Origin of the sequence: Shewanella chilikensis, assembly GCF_002836945.1 — a bacterium.
Classification (GTDB): Bacteria; Pseudomonadota; Gammaproteobacteria; order Enterobacterales; family Shewanellaceae; genus Shewanella; species Shewanella chilikensis.
In genome coordinates this window covers 1-19,885 of the sequence record NZ_NIJM01000068.1, presented here as the reverse complement: position 1 = coordinate 19,885, position 19,885 = coordinate 1, and the positions used below count along the sequence as shown (strand labels likewise).

The following is a 19,885-nucleotide window of genomic DNA, read 5'->3' as shown; positions in this document are numbered from 1 at the left end:
AATTACGCAAGGCAGCCTAATTTAGCGAGTGGTGCACTTCGGAGTTGAATTCGCGGTAAAGCAATGAAACTCAACTTCATATTCACTTGCACATTATTGCTTATTTCGCTGCCAAATGTGGCTGCTCAGCCAAAGCAAAGTATCTCAGAATCAGGTTCCCGGCCTTCAATTGCCGGGCCAGAGCAATTTTTCACTGGTGCAGCACGTATCGACCCACTGTTTCCTGCGACCGATGAAATCAATGCATCTGCAGCCTATGTCACCTTTGAGCCTGGTACCCGCACAGCCTGGCATATCCATCCCAAAGGCCAACAAATTATTGTGACTCAGGGCGTAGGCTACACACAGGAATGGGGCAAACCTCGACAACAGATAAAGCCAGGCGATGTGATCTGGTGCCCTGCAGGCATAAAGCACTGGCATGGCGCAGCTCCCAAGACTGCGATGACACATCTTGTGGTCACGGGTCAAGACAATGAAGGCCGTAATGTCAGTTGGCTGGAAAAGGTCAGCGATGAACAGTATCTGGGACAGGATCAAGCAGACAAGACAGGGAAGCACCCATGAAACCCGGGATTAGTTATTGGCCGCTGATACTGTGTCTTTGCATCCCAATATTTCAGACTGCCGGACAAACACCCCATACGTTCCAATCGAGGACACCCACTATGACAGAACCAGAGCCTTTAACCTCAAGACAGCAAGCGATAGTACCTATTGCGGCTTTTGCCGCCGAAGGTAACTTGGCCAAGCTGGATACCGCCCTGGAACAGGGACTGGATGCCGGACTCACCATCAACGATACCAAGGAAATACTGGTACAGGTTTATGCCTACGCCGGCTTTCCCCGTAGCCTCAATGCGCTGGGAACTCTTATGTCAGTAGTAGAGACACGCAAGGCTCGCGGCGTGACAGATGAAATTGGCAAGTTGCCCAGTCATCCGCTCCCCAAAGGTGATGCGTTACTCTCAACGGGTACAGCCAACCAGACACAACTGGCTGGAGGCGTTGTCCAAGGCCCTCTGTTTGACTTTGCACCGGCCATTGATGAGTTTCTCAAGACCCATTTATTCGGTGATATTTTCAGCCGCGATAACCTGAGCTGGCATGACAGGGAAATCGCAACGCTGGCCATGTTGGCGGTTTTGCCTGGCGCTGAACCCCAACTTCAGGCCCACATAGCCATTGCCATGAATCTGGGACTAACACCTGAGCAACTCACATCTGTGATCACCGGCTTGAAGCAACTGGTGAATCAAGCCAGCGCCGAGCGCGCGCAAACCGCGCTGAACCAGCACCTGGAGCACCAGCCCTACAACCAAGAGTAACACCAGCATGAACAACCTAGACACAGCAAAATCCCCCTCTGAGACGCTCGATAATGGGCGTCGTGAACTATTGAAAATGACAGGAGCCGGTATCGCCATGACCATTGCAACCACCATCCCCACTCCGGCATTGGCCGAGTCTGAATTGAAGCTCAGTGACAGTTGGGACAAGACCTTCAGCAAGAGTGACAAGGTCGAACATCAAAAAGTCACCTTTAAAAATCGCTACGGCATCACCCTGGCCGCCGACTTCTACCTGCCAAAAGCAAGGCAGGGCAAGCTGGCCGCAATCGCAATAAGTGGCCCCTTCGGCGCGGTGAAAGAACAATCATCAGGCCTATACGCCCAAAAGATGGCCGAATACGGCTTTGCCACATTGGCGTTTGACCCCTCCTATACAGGTGAAAGTGGTGGAGAACCCAGGAACGTCGCATCCCCGGATATCAATACCGAAGATTTCAGTGCCGCCGTGGATTTTCTCGGCTTGCAAAGCCAGGTGGATCGCCAACGAATTGGCATTATCGGCATATGTGGCTGGGGAGGCATGGCACTGAACGCTGCCGCAGTGGATCAACGCATCAAGGCCGTGGTAACCAGCACCATGTATGACATGTCCCGGGTCATGTCCAAGGGCTACAACGACAGCATGACTCATGAGCAGCGCAAAGAAATTCTGGGCCAGTTGAGCCAACAGCGCTGGTTGGATGCCGAAAATGGCTCACCCGGCTATGGCCCTATCTCTCTGGAACTTAAGGGAGGTGAACCCCGGTTTGTGCAGGAATACGCCGATTACTACAAGACCTCGCGTGGTTTTCACCCAAGGGCCATCAACTCCAATGCTTCCTGGACCATCACCAACCCTATGTCATTTATGAATCAACCTCTGCTGACTCATATCGCCGAAATCTCTCCCAGGCCCATTTTGTTGATCCACGGTGAGAAGGCACATTCCCGCTATTTCAGTGAAACCGCTTTCGCTGAAGCCGCCTCTCCCAAGGAACTGCTGATTATCGAAGACGCCAACCATGTTGACCTCTATGACCAATTGGAGCGGATCCCCTTCGATAAGTTGAACGCATTCTTCGGTGAGTATTTATAACTTTCAAGCGGACAGAGGCTCTCCTCTGTCCAGCCTTCATCTTTAATGGAGTTTGTTGATGCACATTTTGTTAATCGGTGCCAATGGCCGTTCGGCTCAAGCCATCTTGCCGCGTTTGTTGGAGATAAAGGAAGTGCAACTGACGCTTTTTCTTCGAAGATCTGAACGACTGCAACACCTTTACAATGACAGAGTTCGGCTGGTAGAGGGGGATGCCAACAAAGTCGATGACCTGGTCTCGGCATTGCCCGGAATCGATCTGGTGATAAACACCATGGGTGGAATGGATTTGGACCGCAAGACCCGAAATCTGGTGCACGCCATGGAAAATGCTCAGGTGCAGCGCCTCGTTGCACTCAATGCCGGCGGTATCTATGAAGAGCTTCCTGAACCCTTCAATAGCTGGGACAAGAGTATGGTGGGTTTCACCCGGCCTGTTAACCTCAGAAGTGCCAATGTTATCGAAGCTTCATCACTCGACTACACCATACTGCGCCCCGTCTGGTTAACCGATAAACCGATAGAAGAGTTTCAACTTACTCAAAAAGGCGAGTGCTTTCTGGGGACCGAAACTTCCCGCGCCAGCTTGGGTAGATTTATTGCCATTTTGGCCAAGAATCCTAACCTTTATAGCCGCTGTAATCTGGGAATAAGCCAAAGTGGCACAGAGGGGGAGATGCCTGCCGCTTACCGCTGAAAGACATTGGCCGTTCCGCCAAACTTCACCGGCAATCCGCTGCTATCTGGCGCCAAGACTGGTTCAACAACGGGGTTTGAATTAAGCTGATATTTCGAGTGGCTTATAAAAGTGCTTTGCCTATGCCCAATATGACCAGGTTGCTGAATTTTTTGCTGATGCTGGGGTGTGATAGATGTGCTATCAAGACCCGGGAGCGTAAAGTCATTCAAGTCAACTTAGGCGTACTGGTTTCCATAGCGATTATATTATTATTTACTTTCGGCTTTTATATCAGCGGAAATCACGGTTTTCTCCTTTCCGGCTTGAATCAACTGCCCTTTGTTGCCCTGCTGCCTCTGGTATTACTGCTCAACTACAAAGGCAAGTTCTTTGCCGCCAGATGGTGTTTAATGTTGCTGTTGATGGCCGATGCCGCCACAGCTTTAATGACGGCCCAAGGTACCAGTATCAAGATCCACAGCTATTACCTGCTGTTTGCCATCATGTTGGTTGTACTGTTTGAGATCCGTGAATGGCGTTCTATCCTGATCCTGATGGTAGCCAATCTGGGGTTGTTCAGCTTCTTTGAGCTGCACGGCTGGCCATCCCACCCTGATATCACCCTGCTTTCTACACACACTCTGGCCATTTTACAGGCCTTGGTGATCTGCTCATGTATTATCAGCTCCTGCGCCATACTACTGATCAGCGAAATGTACGCCGAGCGCGCCGAGTTAGTGCTGCAACATCAGGCCGACACAGACACCTTGACCGGATTGCTTAACCGCCGCGCATTCATGCGCCAAGTCGCACTGCAAAGAGAGCAGCCGGGCTGCTGGGTACTTGCCCTGTTGGATCTTGATTTCTTCAAGAAGATAAACGATAACTTTGGCCATGATGCCGGCGATGTCGCCCTTATTCATGTCAGTAAGCTGCTCAAGCAAGCGCTCAAGCCTCAGGAGCGACTGGCCAGAATAGGCGGGGAAGAGTTTGCCTTGCTGCTGAGGCTGGATGAAACCGGGACTCAGGCCCTACAGCAAAGAGGTGAGCAACTCCTTGAGTCCCTCAGACAACAAGGCCTGGAATATCAAAGCCATTATCTACAACTGACAGCTTCTGTAGGCCTGGCAACTCTCGAACCTGGAGATAGTGCAAGCGAGGCACTCAAACGGGCTGACAAAGCCCTGTATCAGGCCAAGATAAATGGTCGTAACCGGGTGGAGCTGGCCGGTGCGGTATTGCAGCCACTGAAAAGAAAAAGCCAGTCATTGTAACTGGCTTTTTGCAATGCTTTAGCTGACACCCGGCTATTTAACCAAAGTCAGGTGGCCACGTCGCTTGGGCTTGTCTGCTGCAGGTTCAGTCTCGGCTTCAGTACGTGGCTGTTCAACCTCTTCAACCACATTCAGCAGTGACTCTTCACCCTCTTCAAGCAGATAGGCGTCTTCCATATCGAATACTGTACCGGCACCATTTTCACGGGCATAGATGGCAACAATAGAAGCCATAGGCAACAGCACTTGCTGTGGCACTCCACCGAAACGGGCATTGAACTCGACAAACTCGTTACCGAGCTTCAGGCCACCGACAGCACTGCCGGCGACATTCAGTACAATTTGACCATCCTTAACATACTGCAGCGGTACCTGAGTATCTGGCATAGTGGCATCCACTACCAGATGTGGAGTCAGCTGATTATCCATCAACCACTCATAGTAAGCTCTAAGCAAATATGGACGACTTGGGGTCAAATCTTTCATCAGATACCCATGCGCATTTCGCGCTCGGCTTCGGTCAGAGAGGCCTTAAAGGACTCACGCTCGAAAATACGGTTCATATAGGCTTTGATATCTTTACCCGTGCGGTTATCCAATTCGATACCCAGCACCGGCAGGCGCCACAACAAGGGGCCAAGATAACAATCGGCCAAACCGAACTCTTCACTCATGAAGTAAGGCATTTCGGCAAACACAGGCGCGATAGACAGCAGGCTTTCCTGCAACTCTTTACGGGCCGCATCGGCGCGGTCACCCTTACGAATGCGATCAACCAGGCAATACCAGTCTGTATCGATGCGATGCATCATCAAACGGCTTTGACCACGGGAAACTGGGTAAACGGGCATCAGCGGCGGGTGCGGGAAGCGCTCGTCCAGATACTCCATGATAATACGGCTTTCGTATAACACCAGTTCACGGTCTACCAGCGTTGGCACTGAGTTGTAAGGGTTGAGTTCCAGCAGATCCTCTGGCATATCATTGGGATCTACCTGCAACACATCAACAGTTACCCCTTTTTCAGCCAATACGATGCGAACCTGATGGCTATAGAGATCATCGGCACCTGAGAACAGGGTCATGATAGAGCGTTTATTGGCAGCAACAGCCATTGATACCCTCCGGAATTGAAAAAAACAAATGTAAACGAGGGGCAATGCCCCCCGTTTACATTATGCGGATAATATATTCTACCCCTTTCTAAGGGTTAGTGTACATCCTTCCAATATTCTTTCTTGAGCAGGTATGCGATCACAAAGAATATGAACAGGAAGCCGAGTACCCATTTACCCAGGTTTTCGCGCTCCAGTTTAACCGGCTCAGCCGAGTAAACCAGAAAACCGGTAAGGTCGCGAACAACCTGATCGTACTCTTCCGCAGACAGACTGCCACCTTCAGCTGGATTCACACCTTTAACCTTAGTAACTTCTTTGCCATCAACAACTTCAGTTTCAATAACTGGAGTTGCGATGCCTTGCAGGCCTTCCAGCACATGCGGCATACCGACTGACGGGAACACTGTGTTGTTCACGCCGAAAGGACGACTTGGGTCTTTGTAGAACCCTTTGAGGTAGGAATATACCCAATCTTCACCCCGGACACGGGCTACCAGAGTCAGGTCCGGTGGCGCGGCACCGAACCACTTGGCCGCATCTTTGGTTTCAATTGAGTTTTCCATCAGCTCGCCGATCTTGGCATCTGTGTGGATCAGCTTGCGCATCTCATCGACAGGAATATCCAGATCTTCGGCGACACGCTGGTAGCGCTGATATTGAGTGCTGTGACAACCGGCACAGTTGTCTTGAAACAACTCTACACCACGACGCAGCGACTCTTTATCTGTCAGATCAATATTGGCATCTTCCAGGTGCACATTGTGACCACTGGCGGCAGACACCATACCAGGCACAAAGGCAACCAAAGCAATCAATAACTTTTTCATTTGAATGTCACCCTTTCTGGTACTGGCTTGGTCTTTTCACTCTTGCTGTAGATGAACAACAGCAGGAAGAAACCGAAGTAAGTGAAAGTAAAGATTCGGGCAACAATGGTCAGTGTTGGTGTCGCAGGTACCGCACCCAGGTAACCCAGGACGATAAAGGACACGGCAAACTGAGCAATGTTCAGCTTGTGAATCATGCTGCGGTAGCGAACCGACTTGACCTTACAGCGATCCAGCCATGGCAACACAAAGAGTACGGCAATCGCCAGACCCATCATAACTACACCACCCAGCTTGTCCGGTACGGCCCGCAAGATGGCGTAGAACGGAGTGAAATACCATACAGGCGCAATATGCTCAGGCGTCTTCATTGGGTTAGCAGCTTCGAAGTTAGGCTTCTCGAGGAAGTAACCACCACCTTCAGGCATAAAGAACAGCACGTAGCAGAAGACAATCAGGAAGCCGGCAACACCCATGATATCTTTTACAGTGAAGTAAGGATGGAATGGGATGCCATCAACAGGCCAGCCATTTTCATCTTTGTTCTTCTTAATTTCGATACCATCCGGGTTGTTGGAACCCACTTCATGCAGCGCAATCAGGTGCAGGAATACCAGTACCACGAGTACCAGAGGCAACGCGATAACGTGCAGAGCGAAGAAGCGGTTCAGGGTTGCACCTGAGATCACATAGTCACCACGGATCCACAGGGTCAAGTCATCACCGATAACCGGAATAGCACCGAACAGTGAGATAATTACCTGGGCGCCCCAGTAGGACATCTGGCCCCATGGCAGCAGATAACCCATAAAGGCTTCGGCCATCAGCACCAGGAAGATCAACATACCGAACAGCCACAGCAGTTCACGAGGCTTCTGGTAAGAACCGTAGAGCAGGCCACGGAACATATGCAGGTAAACCACCACAAAGAAGGCCGAGGCCCCGGTGGAGTGCATGTAACGCAGCAACCAACCGTACTCGACATCACGCATGATGTATTCGATGGAGGCAAATGCGCCTTCGGCGGTAGGCACATAGTTCATGGTCAGCCAGATACCGGTCAGCAGCTGGTTTACCAGAACCAACAGTGCCAGAGAGCCGAAGAAATACCAGAAGTTAAAATTCTTGGGGGTGGCGTACTGACCAACATGGCGGTTATAAGTTGCCGTCATAGGGATACGCGCATCGATCCAGTCAATTATATTCTTAACCATTATGCAGCTCCCTGGTCTACGCCGATGAGCACGTTACCATCATCAATGTATTGATGTGGGGGAATCACCAGGTTCAGTGGAGCAGGTACGCCCTGGAAGACGCGACCGGCCATATCGAACTTGGAACCGTGACATGGACAGAAGAAACCTGAAGTCACACCTTCAACCTGCTCTGCAAAAGAGTCTGGCAGGTAAGTAGGTGAACAACCCAGGTGAGTACAAATACCTACGGCAATAAAGTACTCAGGCTTAATAGAACGTACGCCATTTTGGGCGTAATCAGGCTGCTGTAGTTCGTCAGAAGCCGGATCCCGCAATCTGTCATCGTGGGTGGGGAGCTCATTAAGAACTTCCTCGGTACGGCGGACAATCCATACGGGCTTGCCACGCCATTCCACACGGATCAGCTGACCTGGCTCTAGCTTACTGATATTTACTTCTACCGGTGCACCTGCAGCTTTCGCTTTGGCACTCGGATTCCATGACTTTATAAAGGGAACCGCTACAGCGACGGCACCAGCACCGCCCACTACGGCGGTTGCAGCTGTCAGGAATCTGCGACGTCCGGTATCGACTGGCGCATTGCTCATCCACTTATCTCCCAGAGGGTGTTGGAATTTTTGTTTTTCAAGACTTTAGGCCTCTTAGTTCTCACTAAAGGGAAAAGCCGAATTTTGAGGCGGGGCTCATTATAGCGAAAAATTAGAAGCAGATCATAGTCAAAAGACATAAGTTGGTTAAGGAGATTACAGTTTTTTAGCCGCCTGGGTTAAAAAAACAGCGGATTTAGGCTGCAAAACACCAGCATCTCGAAAGTAATTTAACTAAAGCTAAATCATAACCATTTGACTATTAACAATATATTCTTGGTTTACACATTAATACTTATAATTCTGTGACTTTCGCATCAAGCTGAGAAAAAGATAAAAAAAGACCCGGAACCAGTCCGGGTCTTTCAAGCAACACTGTTACTTGCCTTTTTGCTTCATGTATTTGAAGAATTCGCTGTCCGGCTCCAGCACCATAATGTCTGATTTACCGGCAAAACTAGCCTTATAGGCTTCCAGGCTGCGCAGGAAACTAAAGAACTCAGGATCCTTGGTATAAGCATCAGCGTAAATCTTGGCGGCAATGGCGTCACCTTCACCACGAATGTTTTCCGCTTCACGACGAGCATTGGCCAGAGTCACAACAACGTTGGCGTCGGTCATGGCGCGAATTCTCTCGGCCGCTTCCTTACCTTCAGCCCTGTGTTTTTTGGCTACCGCCTGACGCTCGGCACGCATCCGTTGGAAGATACTGTGGCTGACGTTGGATGGCAGGTTTATCTGTTTCACCCTGACATCGACCACTTCTATACCCAGACCTTCGGCACTCTTGGCAGCATTTTCCAGAGTAATACGCATCAGGTCATCACGGCTACTGCTCTCGGCCAAGTTTGTGCTGCCTTCGCTGGTGCCGGAAACAATCTGCTTGATGGTCAGTTTACCGAACTCGGTACGCAGGTCACTGTTGATCTTGCGCTGCAGCAACGACTCTGCCTTGGACTTGTTGCCACCTTCTGTTGCCAGATAGTATTTTTCAAAGTCCTTGATACGCCACTTGACATAAGAATCCACCATCAGGTCTTTCTTCTCAGAGGTCACAAAGCGGTCGGCGGCGCCATCCAGGGTCTGGATACGGGCATCCATATAACGGACTTTGTCGATCAGCGGGATCTTAACGTTGAGACCCGGGCCATAAACTCGGGGCACCATCTTACCGTCAACATTGTCTTTCAACACTTCACCAAAGCGGGAAACTATAGCTCGTTCCCCTTCATTGACTACCATCAATGAAGACACACCAACAATCGCCAGCAGGGCAATAATAATGAGTACAAATCTGCTCATGGTTTACTCCCTCCCCTGACGGATACGCTCTTCGCGGGACATGCGTCCGTTGAAGCTGCTGTTATTGGTATTTCTTTGGCTGCTGACGGCATCCACATGCTGCTCGGGTTCCTGCTCCGCTTTAGGTTTAGGCTTATCTTCCTGAGACATCAGCTTATCCAGCGGCAGATACATCAGGTTGCCGTTATTTTTGGCATCTATCAGTACCTTGTTGGTATCACTGAACACCTGCTGCATTGCATCGATATAGAGACGATCACGAGTAACCTCTGGGGCCAGCTTATATTCAGGCAGCAGCTTGTTGAACTTGGCTACAGCACCTTCTGCATCCTGAACAACACGCTCTTTATAAGCGCGGGCATCCTGGCTGATACGTTCCACCTGACCACGGGCCTTAGGTTCGATTTCCAGCTGATAAGCTTCGGCCTGACGGATATAGGTGTGCTCGTCTTCCTGTGCTGAAATTGCGTCATCAAAGGCATCTTTCACTTCTTCCGGCGGTCTGGCCGGCAGGAAGTTAACGTCTTCAATCTGCAATCCCAGATTGTAAGGTGCAATGATACGTTCAATCTCGGCGCGGGTGTCATCACGTACCTTGGCACGCCCGGTTGTCAAAATATCATTCATCTTTGAATGACCTATGACATAACGCAACGCACTGTCGGTGGCTTCACGCAGGCTCGAGTTAGCATCAACGGCACTAAACAGATACTGGTAGGCATCTTTCACCTTATACTGCACATCAAGCTCGACCACGACCATATTTTCATCGGCGGTCAGCATGCTGCCTGAAGCGGGAATAGAGCGCACCGATGCAACATCTACCGGTAAAACCGTATCGATAAAGGTGGCTTTCCAGTGTAAGCCAGGACCAACTTCGCCGACGTGTTCACCGAAACGCAGCACTACGCCCTGCTCCGCTTCCTTGATAGTGTAGAAACCGGAAAAACCCCATACTGCCAGGGCAATACCTGCAACTATGGCAAGTGTTCCCATGCTGAAGCCTGAACCACCGTTGCCCTTGCCGCCAAAGCGTTTGGCCAGATTGCGAAATACATCGTCCAGATCCGGTGGCCCCTTGTCGTTGCCACCTTTGTTTCCCCAAGGATCATTACCCTTGTTACCGGGCTCGTTCCAAGCCATTTAACTCTCCATAAGTGGATGAATAAACGAGATTATTAACAAACTACTTTATCAATCTCGGGTTCGAGGATAAAGGTTTCCAACTCACCTTGACTCTGCTTAACCAGCCGATGCCAGTCCGGCTGTGGTAAACGAATAGACAAGATACAGTTCCCCAGGTCGTCATACTCTTTCTGCTGTATCGCATCCAGTCGATAAAACTGGCCAAGATAATGCCCGGCTGTTGCCGGTATTCTCAAGCTAAGCTCAACTATGGTAGCTGCGGTCAGTTGATCCACCGCCTGCTTGAGAAGATCCAACCCCAACCCTTGTTGTGCCGAGATCCACACTCTGTATGGTCGGCCTTCAGGGTCGAAATCTATTTTGGGGCCTATCTCTTCCAACAGATCTATCTTGTTGCAGACCAGAAGCTGCGGAATATCATCGGCCTCAATCTCTTTGAGCACTTCTTGCACCTGCTCAAAGTTGTCATTCATATTGTCGTCGGCGCAGTCCACCACATGCAGCAGGAGATCGGCCTGACGGGTTTCCTGTAATGTCGCCTTAAACGCCGCTACCAGTTCATGGGGCAAATGACGAATAAACCCCACAGTGTCGGCTAAAAAGACGGCGCCGTTGTCCAACTCCAGCTTACGAAGCGTTGGATCCAGAGTCGCAAACAACTGATCGGCGGCATACACCTCAGATGTTGTCAAAGCGTTGAATAGAGTGGACTTACCTGCGTTGGTATAACCAACCAGTGACACAGTAGCCAGGTCGCTTCGCTTCCTGGCACGACGGCTTTGTTCCCGCTGTTTGTCCACTTTCTCCAAACGGCGATTGATGGACTTGATCCGCCCCCGCAGCAATCGCCGGTCAGTTTCCAGCTGGGTTTCACCGGGGCCGCGCAAACCTATCCCGCCCTTTTGGCGTTCAAGGTGAGTCCAGCCCCGCACCAGGCGAGTCGACATGTGGCGCAACTGCGCTAGCTCCACCTGTAACTTGCCCTCATGGGTACGGGCCCGCTGAGCAAAAATATCGAGAATAAGTGTGGTTCTATCCAACACCCGGCATTGGCACAGAATTTCAAGATTTCTTTCCTGTGCAGGACTCAATGCGTGGTTGAAAATCACCACATTTGCCTCGGTCGCAGCTACCAAAGCTGCCAGTTCTTCCGCCTTTCCTGTCCCCAAGAAAAACTTGCGGTTAGGCGCCCGACGGCTTCCTGTTATCACCCCTACCGAACGCGCCCCGGCCGACTCGACCAAGAGTTGCAATTCAAGAAGGTCTTCCCGACTGTCTTCATCGGAAAAGTCGATATGAACAAGTACTGCAGTTTCTCCCGCCTCATAGCGATCAAACAAGAAGTGAACTCCTTAACTTATTACTGTTCGCTGCTATCATCGTGCTGCGAGTTATAGTTCTGCTGACCACCGCCCTGATGATTGCTCACATTAAATGGACGAGAAGGCACAACAGTTGAAATGGCATGCTTATATACCATCTGGCTAACCGTGTTTTTCAGCAAGATAACGAACTGGTCAAAAGATTCCACCTGTCCCTGCAACTTGATACCGTTGACCAGGTAGATGGAAACAGGAACGCGCTCACGGCGTAGTGCGTTCAGGAATGGGTCTTGTAAAGATTGCCCCTTAGCCATGTTTTTATTTCCTTTTTTTAATTTATATAGTACTAACAAAAAGCTTTCTTGTTCGGTTTGAGTATTATACAGCTAGGGCTATTAAGCTAGCGGCAGTAACGCATAAGCTGAACTAAATTCCCTTGCGCCCCACTCTCCAGCCAATTCAACTCCGGCCATCCTCGCAACCATGTTAATTGACGCTTTGCCAATTGCCTAGTAGCAGCGACGGCTTTTTCGACCATAGTATCATGGTCAAATTCACCCTCAAGATATTGCCAACACTGGCGATATCCAACACAGCGCATCGAGGGCATATCCAGGTGCAGATCCCCCCTTTGCTTCAGCTTGGCCACTTCATCGCTGAATCCGGCCTGCAGCATCTGCATAAATCTTGTCTCTATCAGCCCATGCAGCGTTTTACGCTCCTGTGGCGCAATGGCAAACTGCACCACATCATAGGGAAGCTCAGGCGATTTTTCCTGAGTCAATTCGGTCAAACTCTTACCGCTGATACGATACACCTCCAGTGCCCGTCCGAGACGTTGTGGGTCATTGGGGTGAATGCGTGCGGCCGAAACCGGATCGATCCGTGCCAATTCCTGATGCAGCACTTGCCAGCCCAATTGCTCGGCTTCTTGCTGTATCTGGGCCCTTATCGCCTCATCGGCACTGGGAAGTGGCGATAAACCTTCCAATAATGCTTTAAAATACAACATGGTACCACCCACTAACAGCGGAGTTTTTCCCATATTGACGATCTGCTCAATCTCTCGCAGACAATCGCTGCGAAAATCGGCAGCGGAATAACTTTCGCTGGGATCGCGGATATCTATCAGCCTATGTGGCCCGCGAGCTAGCTCTTCCGCACTGGGTTTGGCGGTACCTATATCCATTCCACGATAGATAAGTGCCGAATCTACCGAGATAATCTCGCAGTTATGATGTTCGGCGAGCTCTAGCGCCAACGCTGTTTTTCCTGAGGCTGTAGGCCCCATTAATGTCAGCACTCTTGGCTGTTTCGCCTTACTCACTGCCTTCTTCTTCCAACCATTGCTGCCAAGGCAATACCTTAGCCAGCTGTAAAATTTCTTGTCGAGCTTGCTCGTCCAACGCCGAGATCCCCTGCCATATCAATGGCGCCGAGACAAAACTGCCAAGGCTGCTCTGCGCCAGCCAATTGGCCAAGGCCGCTTCCTGTGGCTGCTCAAATCTGAGCCATTGCAGCAGCTCGGGGATCAAGCTAGCCAGTTGCGTGTCCCTCAGATATGGGGGCACTTTTTTGATTATCAACTGCGAATGACGAATACTGAGATCCAGCCCCAATTGCCTCAGCAAAGTCTCCCTTTCCTCCAGCAATGCCTGCCATTCCGGATCGGCGTCCACAGCAACCGGCATCAGCAATGGCTGACCGGTCAACCCGGTAGGAAAGCGGGCGATAATCTCAATATATCTCAATCGCTTGGCAGCAGCTTTCACCTTGAGCAGTTTAAGCTGCTCATTTTCGACCAACACCCAATGTTCACCATCCAGCAGAGGCGGCATCACAGTCACATTGGCTTCAGGACTGGTTTCATTGACCACGCTCGGCGTCGCCAACAAGGCACCATAACTACTGATGGCCGACTTGGACGGGGCTGCAACCCCCTGACGGGAACCGGCAGCAGAATATGAACCCAATGCCTTGCCGCTTAAAGGAGCTCTGTCGCTATATTGGCTTTGATATCCAGCACTGCCGCCGCTTGACTCAGGCTCGCGAAAACGCGGCTCGGCACGGCTGCCATCAGTCGCTCCACCTTGGTTGAAGCTTGTAGCAGCGGCGTCTGAACCCACATCAATGGGCGCAGCATAATCTGTTTGGCTTAAATGCGGATTAACGTCATCGACCGGCAGTTGCTGTGCTTGCTGCAGGGCTGAGCTCAAGGCCTGCAGAATATAATCGTGCACATATCTGGCCTGATGGAAACGCACCTCATGCTTGGCCGGGTGCACATTGACATCTACCTGATGGGGATCCAGCTCCAGCATCAGCACATAGCCGGGTTGTTCCAACTCGGCCAAACCGGCAAAGGCCTGCCTGACCGCATGATTCACCAAACGGTCCCTGATCAAACGACCATTGACATAAAAATAGTGAGTATCACAAGGATCAACTTGCCAGGGGGACTGCAGGTAGCCACTGAGGCGCATATCGTCATGCTGACATTCCACCTTCAATGCTTGCTCAGCAAACGGCCGACCACAGACCTGAGCCAGCCGTTGCAGATATTGGGCTTCATTGTCTGCCGGACGATAATTGCGGACCTGTTTGCCATTGTGTTTCAGCGTCAGGTGGATTTCCGGCCTGGCCAGCGCAATCCGTTTCAGCCACTCATCGATATGGGTGAATTCTGTCTTGTCACTCTTGAGGAAACGTCTGCGCGCCGGGGTATTGAAGAAGAGATCGACCACTTCAATACTGGTGCCCACTGGATGAGCCGCAGGCAGTATCTTGACCCCCATATCCGCGCCTTCGGCGTAAGCAAGCCAGGCCTCGGATTGTTCGGCCGTGCGAGATGTCAGGGTCAGGCGGGAAACAGAACTGATACTGGCCAGCGCCTCACCTCTAAAACCAAAGCTGAGAATGGCTTCAAGATCGTCCAGTGTATGCACCTTGGACGTAGCGTGACGAGACAGCGCCAGTGCCAGTTCATCCTTGCCAATACCGCCGCCATTGTCCTGAATTCGAATAAGCTTGGCGCCGCCCTTATCGATTTCGATATCGACTCGGGTTGCACCGGCATCCAGGCTGTTTTCCACCAGCTCCTTCACGACGGAGGCCGGCCTCTCTACCACTTCGCCCGCCGCAATCTGGTTGGCCAGTTGTGGGGGTAATATCTGAATTGCCATCTCTTCCTCAGGCTCTGGGGATAACCAGTTGCTGACCTATACGGACTACATCCGATTTCAGGTTATTGGCTTTCTTGATATCGGCCACCGACACCTCATAACGATTGGCGATTACCGACAGAGATTCACCTCTGACAACCTTGTGTTTAATAGCGCCCTGCTTGGCCAGCATGGTTCCGGCCGGCGGATTGGCTTCAAAATACTTGAGTACACCTTTATGAATCGCCTTGGCCAGTTTGTCCTGATGGTTGGCATTACTGAGCAGCCTCTCTTCCTGTGGGTTGGAGATAAAACCAGTCTCCACCAAAATGGACGGGATATCAGGCGATTTGAGCACCGCCAGACTCGCCGACTCGGGCTTGTGCTTGTGCAGTTTGGTCACCTTGCCCAAACCAGAAAGAATATCGCTGGCCACTGTGTGACTCATCGCCATAGATCTATCCATCGACATATCCAGCAAGGTCATCGCCAGATACTGCTCATTGTCGGTATTTTGAATAATCTCACCGGCACCACCGAGCAGCTCTGAGTGTTTCTCTTTCTGCTCCAGCCAGCGGCCAATTTCGGTATTGGCCCGTCGCATGGAGAGCACCCACACAGAGGCGCCTCTGGGCTGAGGTGAAGTAAAGGCATCGGCGTGGATAGAGATCAGCAAATCGGCCTTACTCTGACGCGCCAGTTCCGAGCGACGGTTCAGGTTAACAAAATAGTCGCCGGTACGGATCATCACGGCTTTAAGTCCGGGAGTCGCATTAATTTTCTTTTCCACTCGCTTGGCAATCGCCAATGACACCTTCTTCTCGTACAAACCGGAAGGCCCGATAGATCCAGGGTCATCACCACCATGGCCGGCATCGATAGCAATAATCACATCCCGCACCGCTTCAGTGGCTGTCGGGGTCACCCTGGCTTTGGCCGAAGTGCTCTTGTCATCAAGGTCCACCACCAAACGGTTGCCGTATGGTGCAGTTGGCGGCAGAGAGAACAGATTGGCCTTAGCGGCCCGTTTGAGATCTATGACCACCCGCAGCGTGCCTTTCTCCGGCGGTTGGCTCAAACGCACCTTTTTGACCAAGGGGCTGTTGTTTTCAACTTTTTCCAGCTTGACGCCATTGGTGCTCTTTTTCAGATCCACCACAAGTCTGTCAGGGTTGCTCAGCGTGAAATAGCTGTAGTCAGGAGCTTGGCTTAAGTCAAAAACCACCCGGGTCGACTCGGGCGCCGCCCAAATACGCACTCCGTCGAGTTTATTGGCCGCCCAAATCGGCGCCGCCACCACCCAACAGATAACAAAAAAAGTCAGTTTAAATAAGATGTTATTAGTCTTTACCATTGTTTGTTATTTTTCTTAATAGCACCTTACCCTTGTCGGAATCGGCTTGCAGAGAAATTTCGCGACCAGTATTAGCATATTTGATATGCAGATGTATATCGGCAGCAGGCAAGCATCCCATTCCCTGTTCCGGCCATTCAATAATGCAAAGGCTGCGGTCGTTGAAGTAATCCCGGATCCCCATAAACTCCAGCTCTTCAGGATCGCTGAGTCGATAAAGGTCGAAATGATATACTTCGATTCCTTCAAGCTCATAAGGTTCCACGAGTGTATAGGTCGGACTCTTAACCGCACCTTGATGACCCAAGGCCTGAATTAAGCCACGGCTGAAAGTCGTTTTGCCGGCACCAAGTTCTCCGGTCAGATAAATGGTCAACGGCGCACTGATCAAGGCCGCCAATTGTCGCCCGAAGGCGACAGTTTGAGTCTCATCTGCCAATTGCAGAGTCAAGCTGTGTTCGATAGTCATTTAAGTGTGGATCCACGCCTTACATTGGCCCGTTAAGCTTACAAGTCAGTGTTTACCAGATGGCGGATCCAGGGCATAAGATCGCTGGCAAGCATGCCTCTCTCCCCGTTACGGGCAGCAAGGTCGGCTGCGCCGCCGTGAACTATCACCCCTGCCACAGTCGCGCGGGTGTTGTCCAGTCCCTGAGCCATCAGCGCGCCGATTATACCAGATAACACGTCGCCGCACCCACCGCTGGCGAGCCCGGGATTCCCCACAGGGGCAACAAATAGCTGTTTACCGTCATAAATGAGAGTGCCTGCACCCTTGAGCAGTACCACACCGCCATATTGAGCTTGCAGTTTTCTGACCGCTGCAAACCTGTTGGCTTCGACATCAGCAATATCCGTTGCCAGCAACCTGGCGGCTTCCCCCGGATGGGGGGTCAGAACCCGATTCTCCTGGGAGCGTTTTTCCTGGCTCAAGAGATTGAGCGCATCGGCATCCAGCACACAGGGCTTATCGCTCAGACTGACCGCCTTGAACAGATTATATCCCCAGTCGGCGCGGCCAAGCCCTGGCCCCAACACCAGTACCTGTGCCCAGCCAAGGCGCAGATAAACTTCCATATCCACCAATTCACAGCCCCAGAACATAAGTTCCGGCCTGTTGGCATTGACCGTGAGCTGATGCTCCGGCCGGCTCACCACAGTCACCAAACCGGCGCCAGCCCTGAGACAAGCTTCGCCCGCCAACCTGACAGCCCCACCCATGCCATAATCGCCGCCTATGACGGTAACCTTGCCCGATTTACCCTTGTGACTGTCCCTGGGGCGGGCATCGAAAAGCCCTTTGAGGTACTCAGTGCCGACTCTGACTACATCTGAAGGCGGCAAGTAATCACTTAGTCCCAAGTCAACAAAATGCAGTTCGCCGCAGCAATGCCTGGCCCTGCCGGTCAAGAGTCCTTGCTTCAAAGCCGCAAAGCAGAGTGTCTGCTCGGCTTCGACTGCCGCCCCAAGAGCTGCGCCGGTATCGGCATCTATGCCGGAAGGCAAATCCAGACTCAGCACCCTGGCCCTTGCCGTATTTATCTGGGCTATCATGCCAGCGGCTTCCGGCCGCACATCACCCTTGAGGCCGGTTCCCAACAGACCGTCCACTATCCAATCGTATTCAGCGGCGGTTATCTCTGATACCTGAGCCAGTTCCGGCGCGGATTGCTGTAACTTATTCCAGGCTTGCCCCCACTCAGTGCTGGGCTGACTGGCGGGGAAGATAAACAAGCTGGCGTTGAAACCCGAGTTCAATAACCAACGCAAACAAACCAAGGCATCGGCACCGTTGTTTCCCTGCCCGGCAATGACCAGCACCCGGCTGTCCGGGGCCAGTTTGACCGCCAATGCCTCAAAAGCAGCTTTTCCGGCCCGCTCGACCAACTCATAGAGACTGCCCTGCTCAGCCGCCACCCAGTCCAACTCGGCCTGGCGTACAGCCTTGGCGCTATACAGCTGACGGGGCATATCTGACAAATCCTGGGCCATATCGATTCTCCTATCTCCTGACTGACAGATACTGATGACTTGTTAACTCGAAAAAATCCGCTCGTTCACTAAACTTATGCTGTGGCAAAGGATGCCGGAAGGAAGCACAGGAATGATGCTACTGACACTGCTTATTTTAATACTCTGCGTATTACTGTTGGGATTACCCTTTAACTGGGTATTTCCCTGGTTCTGGCTCCTGGCTCTCTGCGCCTTATTGGTCGCCATCGGCATCTTTCGGGCGCTGACGCTACCGATAAAAAATCAGCATAAAGACTGTGATGATTGATAACACACTAGCAGTAAAGTCAGTGAGTATTTATGACTTGAATCAGAACAAGTTGATAAAAATGAAAAAGCCCGGTCTGGGCCGGGCAGAACTAACGGCAGACCCAAGCAGATCCGCCAAGTCTGGGAGAAGTTAAATATCGTCCATACGTATAGTACTGTGCACCAGTCGTTGCTGCTGGATCTTCTCGACCCGCACCAAGTCTTCCAATGCCCCTTTCACCTCGGCCGAAGCCGACGAACCGGCAGTTTTTTCCAGCAAGGCAATCAAGCGGTTTTCCAGATCCAGATGCAGATTCAGCACATCATCTTCTGTCATATTGGCCGCCAGCATGGTATCGCGGCAGCGCTTGCCGAAGTCCTCAAAGACAATGTCTTTGTACCAGGTATCGAGGATCTTGTTTGGCGCATCATCGATATAGTTTTCAAGAGTTTCAGCAATATGTTTCTGATGCTGTTCAAAATATTCCAGCATTAGTTTGACCCTGGATGAGTCGGCCTGAGTGTGTAATCTATGATAGAGCTGAGCCATATCAAGACGACATTTCGCTATAAATTCAAGGAGTTCACGTAACTGTTGAATACGCATCTGCCTATCTCCATTCTTCTGCCGTCAACGGCACAATTCAATTCGGTATGAAGACATTATGGAAGTAAAAAAGGTGGGAATATTTGAACAAGGTCATAAATCAGTGCTTACAAATGTCGCTACATTAGACAAAACGCAAGAAACCTGCGGCAGATCACGAAAAGCACTTTTTAAGGATTTTGAGGGGGAAATAAAGATTGGAGCGACATATCGGGTTCGAACCGATGACCTGTACCTTGGCAAGGTACCGCTCTACCAACTGAGCTAATGTCGCATCGCTTATTTGCTTCATCATCCGAGCTGACAATCAACAAAGGTACCAACCTTCTGTTTTATCAACTGAGCTAATGTCGCATTGCTTAATCGCTTCATCATCCGAGCTGACAATCAACAAAGGTACCAACCTTCTGTTTTATCAACTGAGCTAATGTCGCATTGCTTAATCGCTTCATCATCCGAGCTGACAATCAACAAAGGTACCAACCTTCTGTTTTATCAACTGAGCTAATGTCGCATCGCTTAAGTCCACATTTAAAGACAGTGGGCATCTGGAATTTGGAGCGACATATCGGGTTCGAACCGATGACCTGTACCTTGGCAAG

General features: G+C 51.1%; 21 protein-coding genes and 1 tRNA gene. 6 read left to right on the top strand and 16 right to left on the bottom strand.

Going from position 1 to position 19,885, the window contains the following annotated elements; genetic code table 11:
- Positions 1 to 63 precede the first annotated feature (63 nt).
- The 5 genes from CX651_RS18210 (at position 64) to CX651_RS18190 (ending at position 4,380) form a co-directional block, all read left to right on the top strand.
- A complete protein-coding gene (locus tag CX651_RS18210; protein WP_025011315.1) occupies positions 64 to 567 on the top strand; it encodes a (R)-mandelonitrile lyase in 504 nt (167 codons plus the stop codon).
- Positions 568 to 668: 101 nt separating this feature from the next.
- Positions 669 to 1,328 (top strand): carboxymuconolactone decarboxylase family protein, encoded by a 660-nt coding sequence (locus CX651_RS18205; RefSeq protein WP_071239094.1) that lies wholly within the window; start codon positions 669 to 671, stop codon positions 1,326 to 1,328.
- A 7-nt stretch (positions 1,329 to 1,335) separates the two neighbouring features.
- A complete protein-coding gene (locus CX651_RS18200; RefSeq protein ID WP_025011317.1) occupies positions 1,336 to 2,427 on the top strand; it encodes an alpha/beta hydrolase in 1,092 nt (363 codons plus the stop codon).
- A gap of 58 nt (positions 2,428 to 2,485) precedes the next feature.
- Complete coding sequence (locus CX651_RS18195) at positions 2,486 to 3,124, top strand: NAD(P)H-binding protein (protein ID WP_037474272.1); 639 nt, start codon at positions 2,486 to 2,488, stop codon at positions 3,122 to 3,124.
- A 122-nt stretch (positions 3,125 to 3,246) separates the two neighbouring features.
- Entirely contained in the window at positions 3,247 to 4,380 is a 1,134-nt protein-coding gene (locus CX651_RS18190) for a GGDEF domain-containing protein (RefSeq protein ID WP_101057421.1), read from the top strand.
- A 33-nt stretch (positions 4,381 to 4,413) separates the two neighbouring features.
- Here the strand turns inward: CX651_RS18190 and CX651_RS18185 are convergent, their stop codons facing one another.
- The 14 genes from CX651_RS18185 to CX651_RS18120 all read right to left on the bottom strand — a co-directional run bounded on the left by CX651_RS18185 (position 4,414) and on the right by CX651_RS18120 (position 18,406).
- Complete coding sequence (locus CX651_RS18185) at positions 4,414 to 4,866, bottom strand: ClpXP protease specificity-enhancing factor (RefSeq protein WP_101057419.1); 453 nt, start codon at positions 4,864 to 4,866, stop codon at positions 4,414 to 4,416.
- Positions 4,866 to 5,495, bottom strand: coding sequence for a stringent starvation protein SspA (gene sspA, locus CX651_RS18180; protein ID WP_039035519.1), 630 nt, complete (start codon positions 5,493 to 5,495; stop codon positions 4,866 to 4,868). The genes CX651_RS18185 and sspA overlap by 1 nt, the downstream gene beginning before the upstream one ends.
- Before the next feature lie 95 nt (positions 5,496 to 5,590).
- On the bottom strand, positions 5,591 to 6,325 hold the full coding sequence (locus CX651_RS18175) for a cytochrome c1 (protein ID WP_101057417.1): 735 nt from the start codon (positions 6,323 to 6,325) through the stop codon (positions 5,591 to 5,593).
- Positions 6,322 to 7,539, bottom strand: coding sequence for a cytochrome b (locus tag CX651_RS18170; protein ID WP_025011323.1), 1,218 nt, complete (start codon positions 7,537 to 7,539; stop codon positions 6,322 to 6,324). The genes CX651_RS18175 and CX651_RS18170 overlap by 4 nt, the downstream gene beginning before the upstream one ends.
- On the bottom strand, positions 7,539 to 8,129 hold the full coding sequence (petA, locus tag CX651_RS18165; RefSeq protein WP_039035517.1) for a ubiquinol-cytochrome c reductase iron-sulfur subunit: 591 nt from the start codon (positions 8,127 to 8,129) through the stop codon (positions 7,539 to 7,541). The genes CX651_RS18170 and petA overlap by 1 nt, the downstream gene beginning before the upstream one ends.
- A gap of 378 nt (positions 8,130 to 8,507) precedes the next feature.
- Positions 8,508 to 9,431, bottom strand: a complete 924-nt coding sequence (gene hflC / locus CX651_RS18160) for a protease modulator HflC (RefSeq protein ID WP_039035516.1) — start codon at positions 9,429 to 9,431, stop codon at positions 8,508 to 8,510.
- Between the two features lie 3 nt (positions 9,432 to 9,434).
- On the bottom strand, positions 9,435 to 10,574 hold the full coding sequence (gene hflK / locus CX651_RS18155) for an FtsH protease activity modulator HflK (RefSeq protein WP_101057415.1): 1,140 nt from the start codon (positions 10,572 to 10,574) through the stop codon (positions 9,435 to 9,437).
- A gap of 35 nt (positions 10,575 to 10,609) precedes the next feature.
- Positions 10,610 to 11,917, bottom strand: coding sequence for a ribosome rescue GTPase HflX (gene hflX, locus CX651_RS18150; RefSeq protein WP_101057413.1), 1,308 nt, complete (start codon positions 11,915 to 11,917; stop codon positions 10,610 to 10,612).
- 20 nt (positions 11,918 to 11,937) lie between these two features.
- Positions 11,938 to 12,213: an RNA chaperone Hfq gene (gene hfq / locus CX651_RS18145; RefSeq protein WP_039035513.1), complete on the bottom strand. Its 276-nt coding sequence runs from the start codon at positions 12,211 to 12,213 to the stop codon at positions 11,938 to 11,940.
- A gap of 86 nt (positions 12,214 to 12,299) precedes the next feature.
- On the bottom strand, positions 12,300 to 13,226 hold the full coding sequence (gene miaA, locus CX651_RS18140; RefSeq protein ID WP_101057410.1) for a tRNA (adenosine(37)-N6)-dimethylallyltransferase MiaA: 927 nt from the start codon (positions 13,224 to 13,226) through the stop codon (positions 12,300 to 12,302).
- On the bottom strand, positions 13,219 to 15,081 hold the full coding sequence (gene mutL / locus CX651_RS18135; RefSeq protein WP_101057408.1) for a DNA mismatch repair endonuclease MutL: 1,863 nt from the start codon (positions 15,079 to 15,081) through the stop codon (positions 13,219 to 13,221). The genes miaA and mutL overlap by 8 nt, the downstream gene beginning before the upstream one ends.
- A 7-nt stretch (positions 15,082 to 15,088) precedes the next feature.
- A complete protein-coding gene (locus CX651_RS18130; RefSeq protein ID WP_101057406.1) occupies positions 15,089 to 16,414 on the bottom strand; it encodes an N-acetylmuramoyl-L-alanine amidase in 1,326 nt (441 codons plus the stop codon).
- The gene (gene tsaE, locus CX651_RS18125; protein WP_101057404.1) at positions 16,401 to 16,883 is read right to left on the bottom strand and encodes a tRNA (adenosine(37)-N6)-threonylcarbamoyltransferase complex ATPase subunit type 1 TsaE; all 483 of its coding nucleotides are present in this window, start codon (positions 16,881 to 16,883) and stop codon (positions 16,401 to 16,403) included. The genes CX651_RS18130 and tsaE overlap by 14 nt, the downstream gene beginning before the upstream one ends.
- 38 nt (positions 16,884 to 16,921) lie before the next feature.
- Complete coding sequence (locus CX651_RS18120) at positions 16,922 to 18,406, bottom strand: NAD(P)H-hydrate dehydratase (RefSeq protein ID WP_101057401.1); 1,485 nt, start codon at positions 18,404 to 18,406, stop codon at positions 16,922 to 16,924.
- A gap of 112 nt (positions 18,407 to 18,518) precedes the next feature.
- Here CX651_RS18120 and CX651_RS19910 point away from each other — a divergent pair, with 112 nt between their 5' ends.
- On the top strand, positions 18,519 to 18,695 hold the full coding sequence (locus tag CX651_RS19910; protein WP_157822699.1) for a hypothetical protein: 177 nt from the start codon (positions 18,519 to 18,521) through the stop codon (positions 18,693 to 18,695).
- A 132-nt stretch (positions 18,696 to 18,827) separates the two neighbouring features.
- Here the strand turns inward: CX651_RS19910 and CX651_RS18115 are convergent, their stop codons facing one another.
- A complete protein-coding gene (locus CX651_RS18115; protein ID WP_039035507.1) occupies positions 18,828 to 19,283 on the bottom strand; it encodes a ferritin family protein in 456 nt (151 codons plus the stop codon).
- Positions 19,284 to 19,481: 198 nt separating this feature from the next.
- Positions 19,482 to 19,557 (bottom strand) — tRNA-Gly (locus CX651_RS18110).
- Positions 19,558 to 19,885 lie beyond the last annotated feature (328 nt).

What these genes read in the sequence shown, in the direction of transcription:
- CX651_RS18170 (WP_025011323.1), bottom strand. Translation starts at nt 7,539, where the DNA reads ATGGTTAAGAATATAATTGACTGGATCGATGCGCGTATCCCTATGACG.
- CX651_RS19910 (WP_157822699.1), top strand. Translation starts at nt 18,519, where the DNA reads ATGATGCTACTGACACTGCTTATTTTAATACTCTGCGTATTACTGTTG.
- CX651_RS18115 (WP_039035507.1), bottom strand. Translation starts at nt 19,283, where the DNA reads ATGCGTATTCAACAGTTACGTGAACTCCTTGAATTTATAGCGAAATGT.
- tsaE (WP_101057404.1), bottom strand. Translation starts at nt 16,883, where the DNA reads ATGACTATCGAACACAGCTTGACTCTGCAATTGGCAGATGAGACTCAA.
- hfq (WP_039035513.1), bottom strand. Translation starts at nt 12,213, where the DNA reads ATGGCTAAGGGGCAATCTTTACAAGACCCATTCCTGAACGCACTACGC.
- petA (WP_039035517.1), bottom strand. Translation starts at nt 8,129, where the DNA reads ATGAGCAATGCGCCAGTCGATACCGGACGTCGCAGATTCCTGACAGCT.
- CX651_RS18120 (WP_101057401.1), bottom strand. Translation starts at nt 18,406, where the DNA reads ATGGCCCAGGATTTGTCAGATATGCCCCGTCAGCTGTATAGCGCCAAG.
- CX651_RS18195 (WP_037474272.1), top strand. Translation starts at nt 2,486, where the DNA reads ATGCACATTTTGTTAATCGGTGCCAATGGCCGTTCGGCTCAAGCCATC.
- hflC (WP_039035516.1), bottom strand. Translation starts at nt 9,431, where the DNA reads ATGAGCAGATTTGTACTCATTATTATTGCCCTGCTGGCGATTGTTGGT.
- CX651_RS18185 (WP_101057419.1), bottom strand. Translation starts at nt 4,866, where the DNA reads ATGAAAGATTTGACCCCAAGTCGTCCATATTTGCTTAGAGCTTACTAT.
- CX651_RS18200 (WP_025011317.1), top strand. Translation starts at nt 1,336, where the DNA reads ATGAACAACCTAGACACAGCAAAATCCCCCTCTGAGACGCTCGATAAT.
- hflK (WP_101057415.1), bottom strand. Translation starts at nt 10,574, where the DNA reads ATGGCTTGGAACGAGCCCGGTAACAAGGGTAATGATCCTTGGGGAAAC.
- CX651_RS18210 (WP_025011315.1), top strand. Translation starts at nt 64, where the DNA reads ATGAAACTCAACTTCATATTCACTTGCACATTATTGCTTATTTCGCTG.
- CX651_RS18130 (WP_101057406.1), bottom strand. Translation starts at nt 16,414, where the DNA reads ATGGTAAAGACTAATAACATCTTATTTAAACTGACTTTTTTTGTTATC.
- CX651_RS18175 (WP_101057417.1), bottom strand. Translation starts at nt 6,325, where the DNA reads ATGAAAAAGTTATTGATTGCTTTGGTTGCCTTTGTGCCTGGTATGGTG.
- CX651_RS18205 (WP_071239094.1), top strand. Translation starts at nt 669, where the DNA reads ATGACAGAACCAGAGCCTTTAACCTCAAGACAGCAAGCGATAGTACCT.
- mutL (WP_101057408.1), bottom strand. Translation starts at nt 15,081, where the DNA reads ATGGCAATTCAGATATTACCCCCACAACTGGCCAACCAGATTGCGGCG.
- CX651_RS18190 (WP_101057421.1), top strand. Translation starts at nt 3,247, where the DNA reads ATGCCCAATATGACCAGGTTGCTGAATTTTTTGCTGATGCTGGGGTGT.
- sspA (WP_039035519.1), bottom strand. Translation starts at nt 5,495, where the DNA reads ATGGCTGTTGCTGCCAATAAACGCTCTATCATGACCCTGTTCTCAGGT.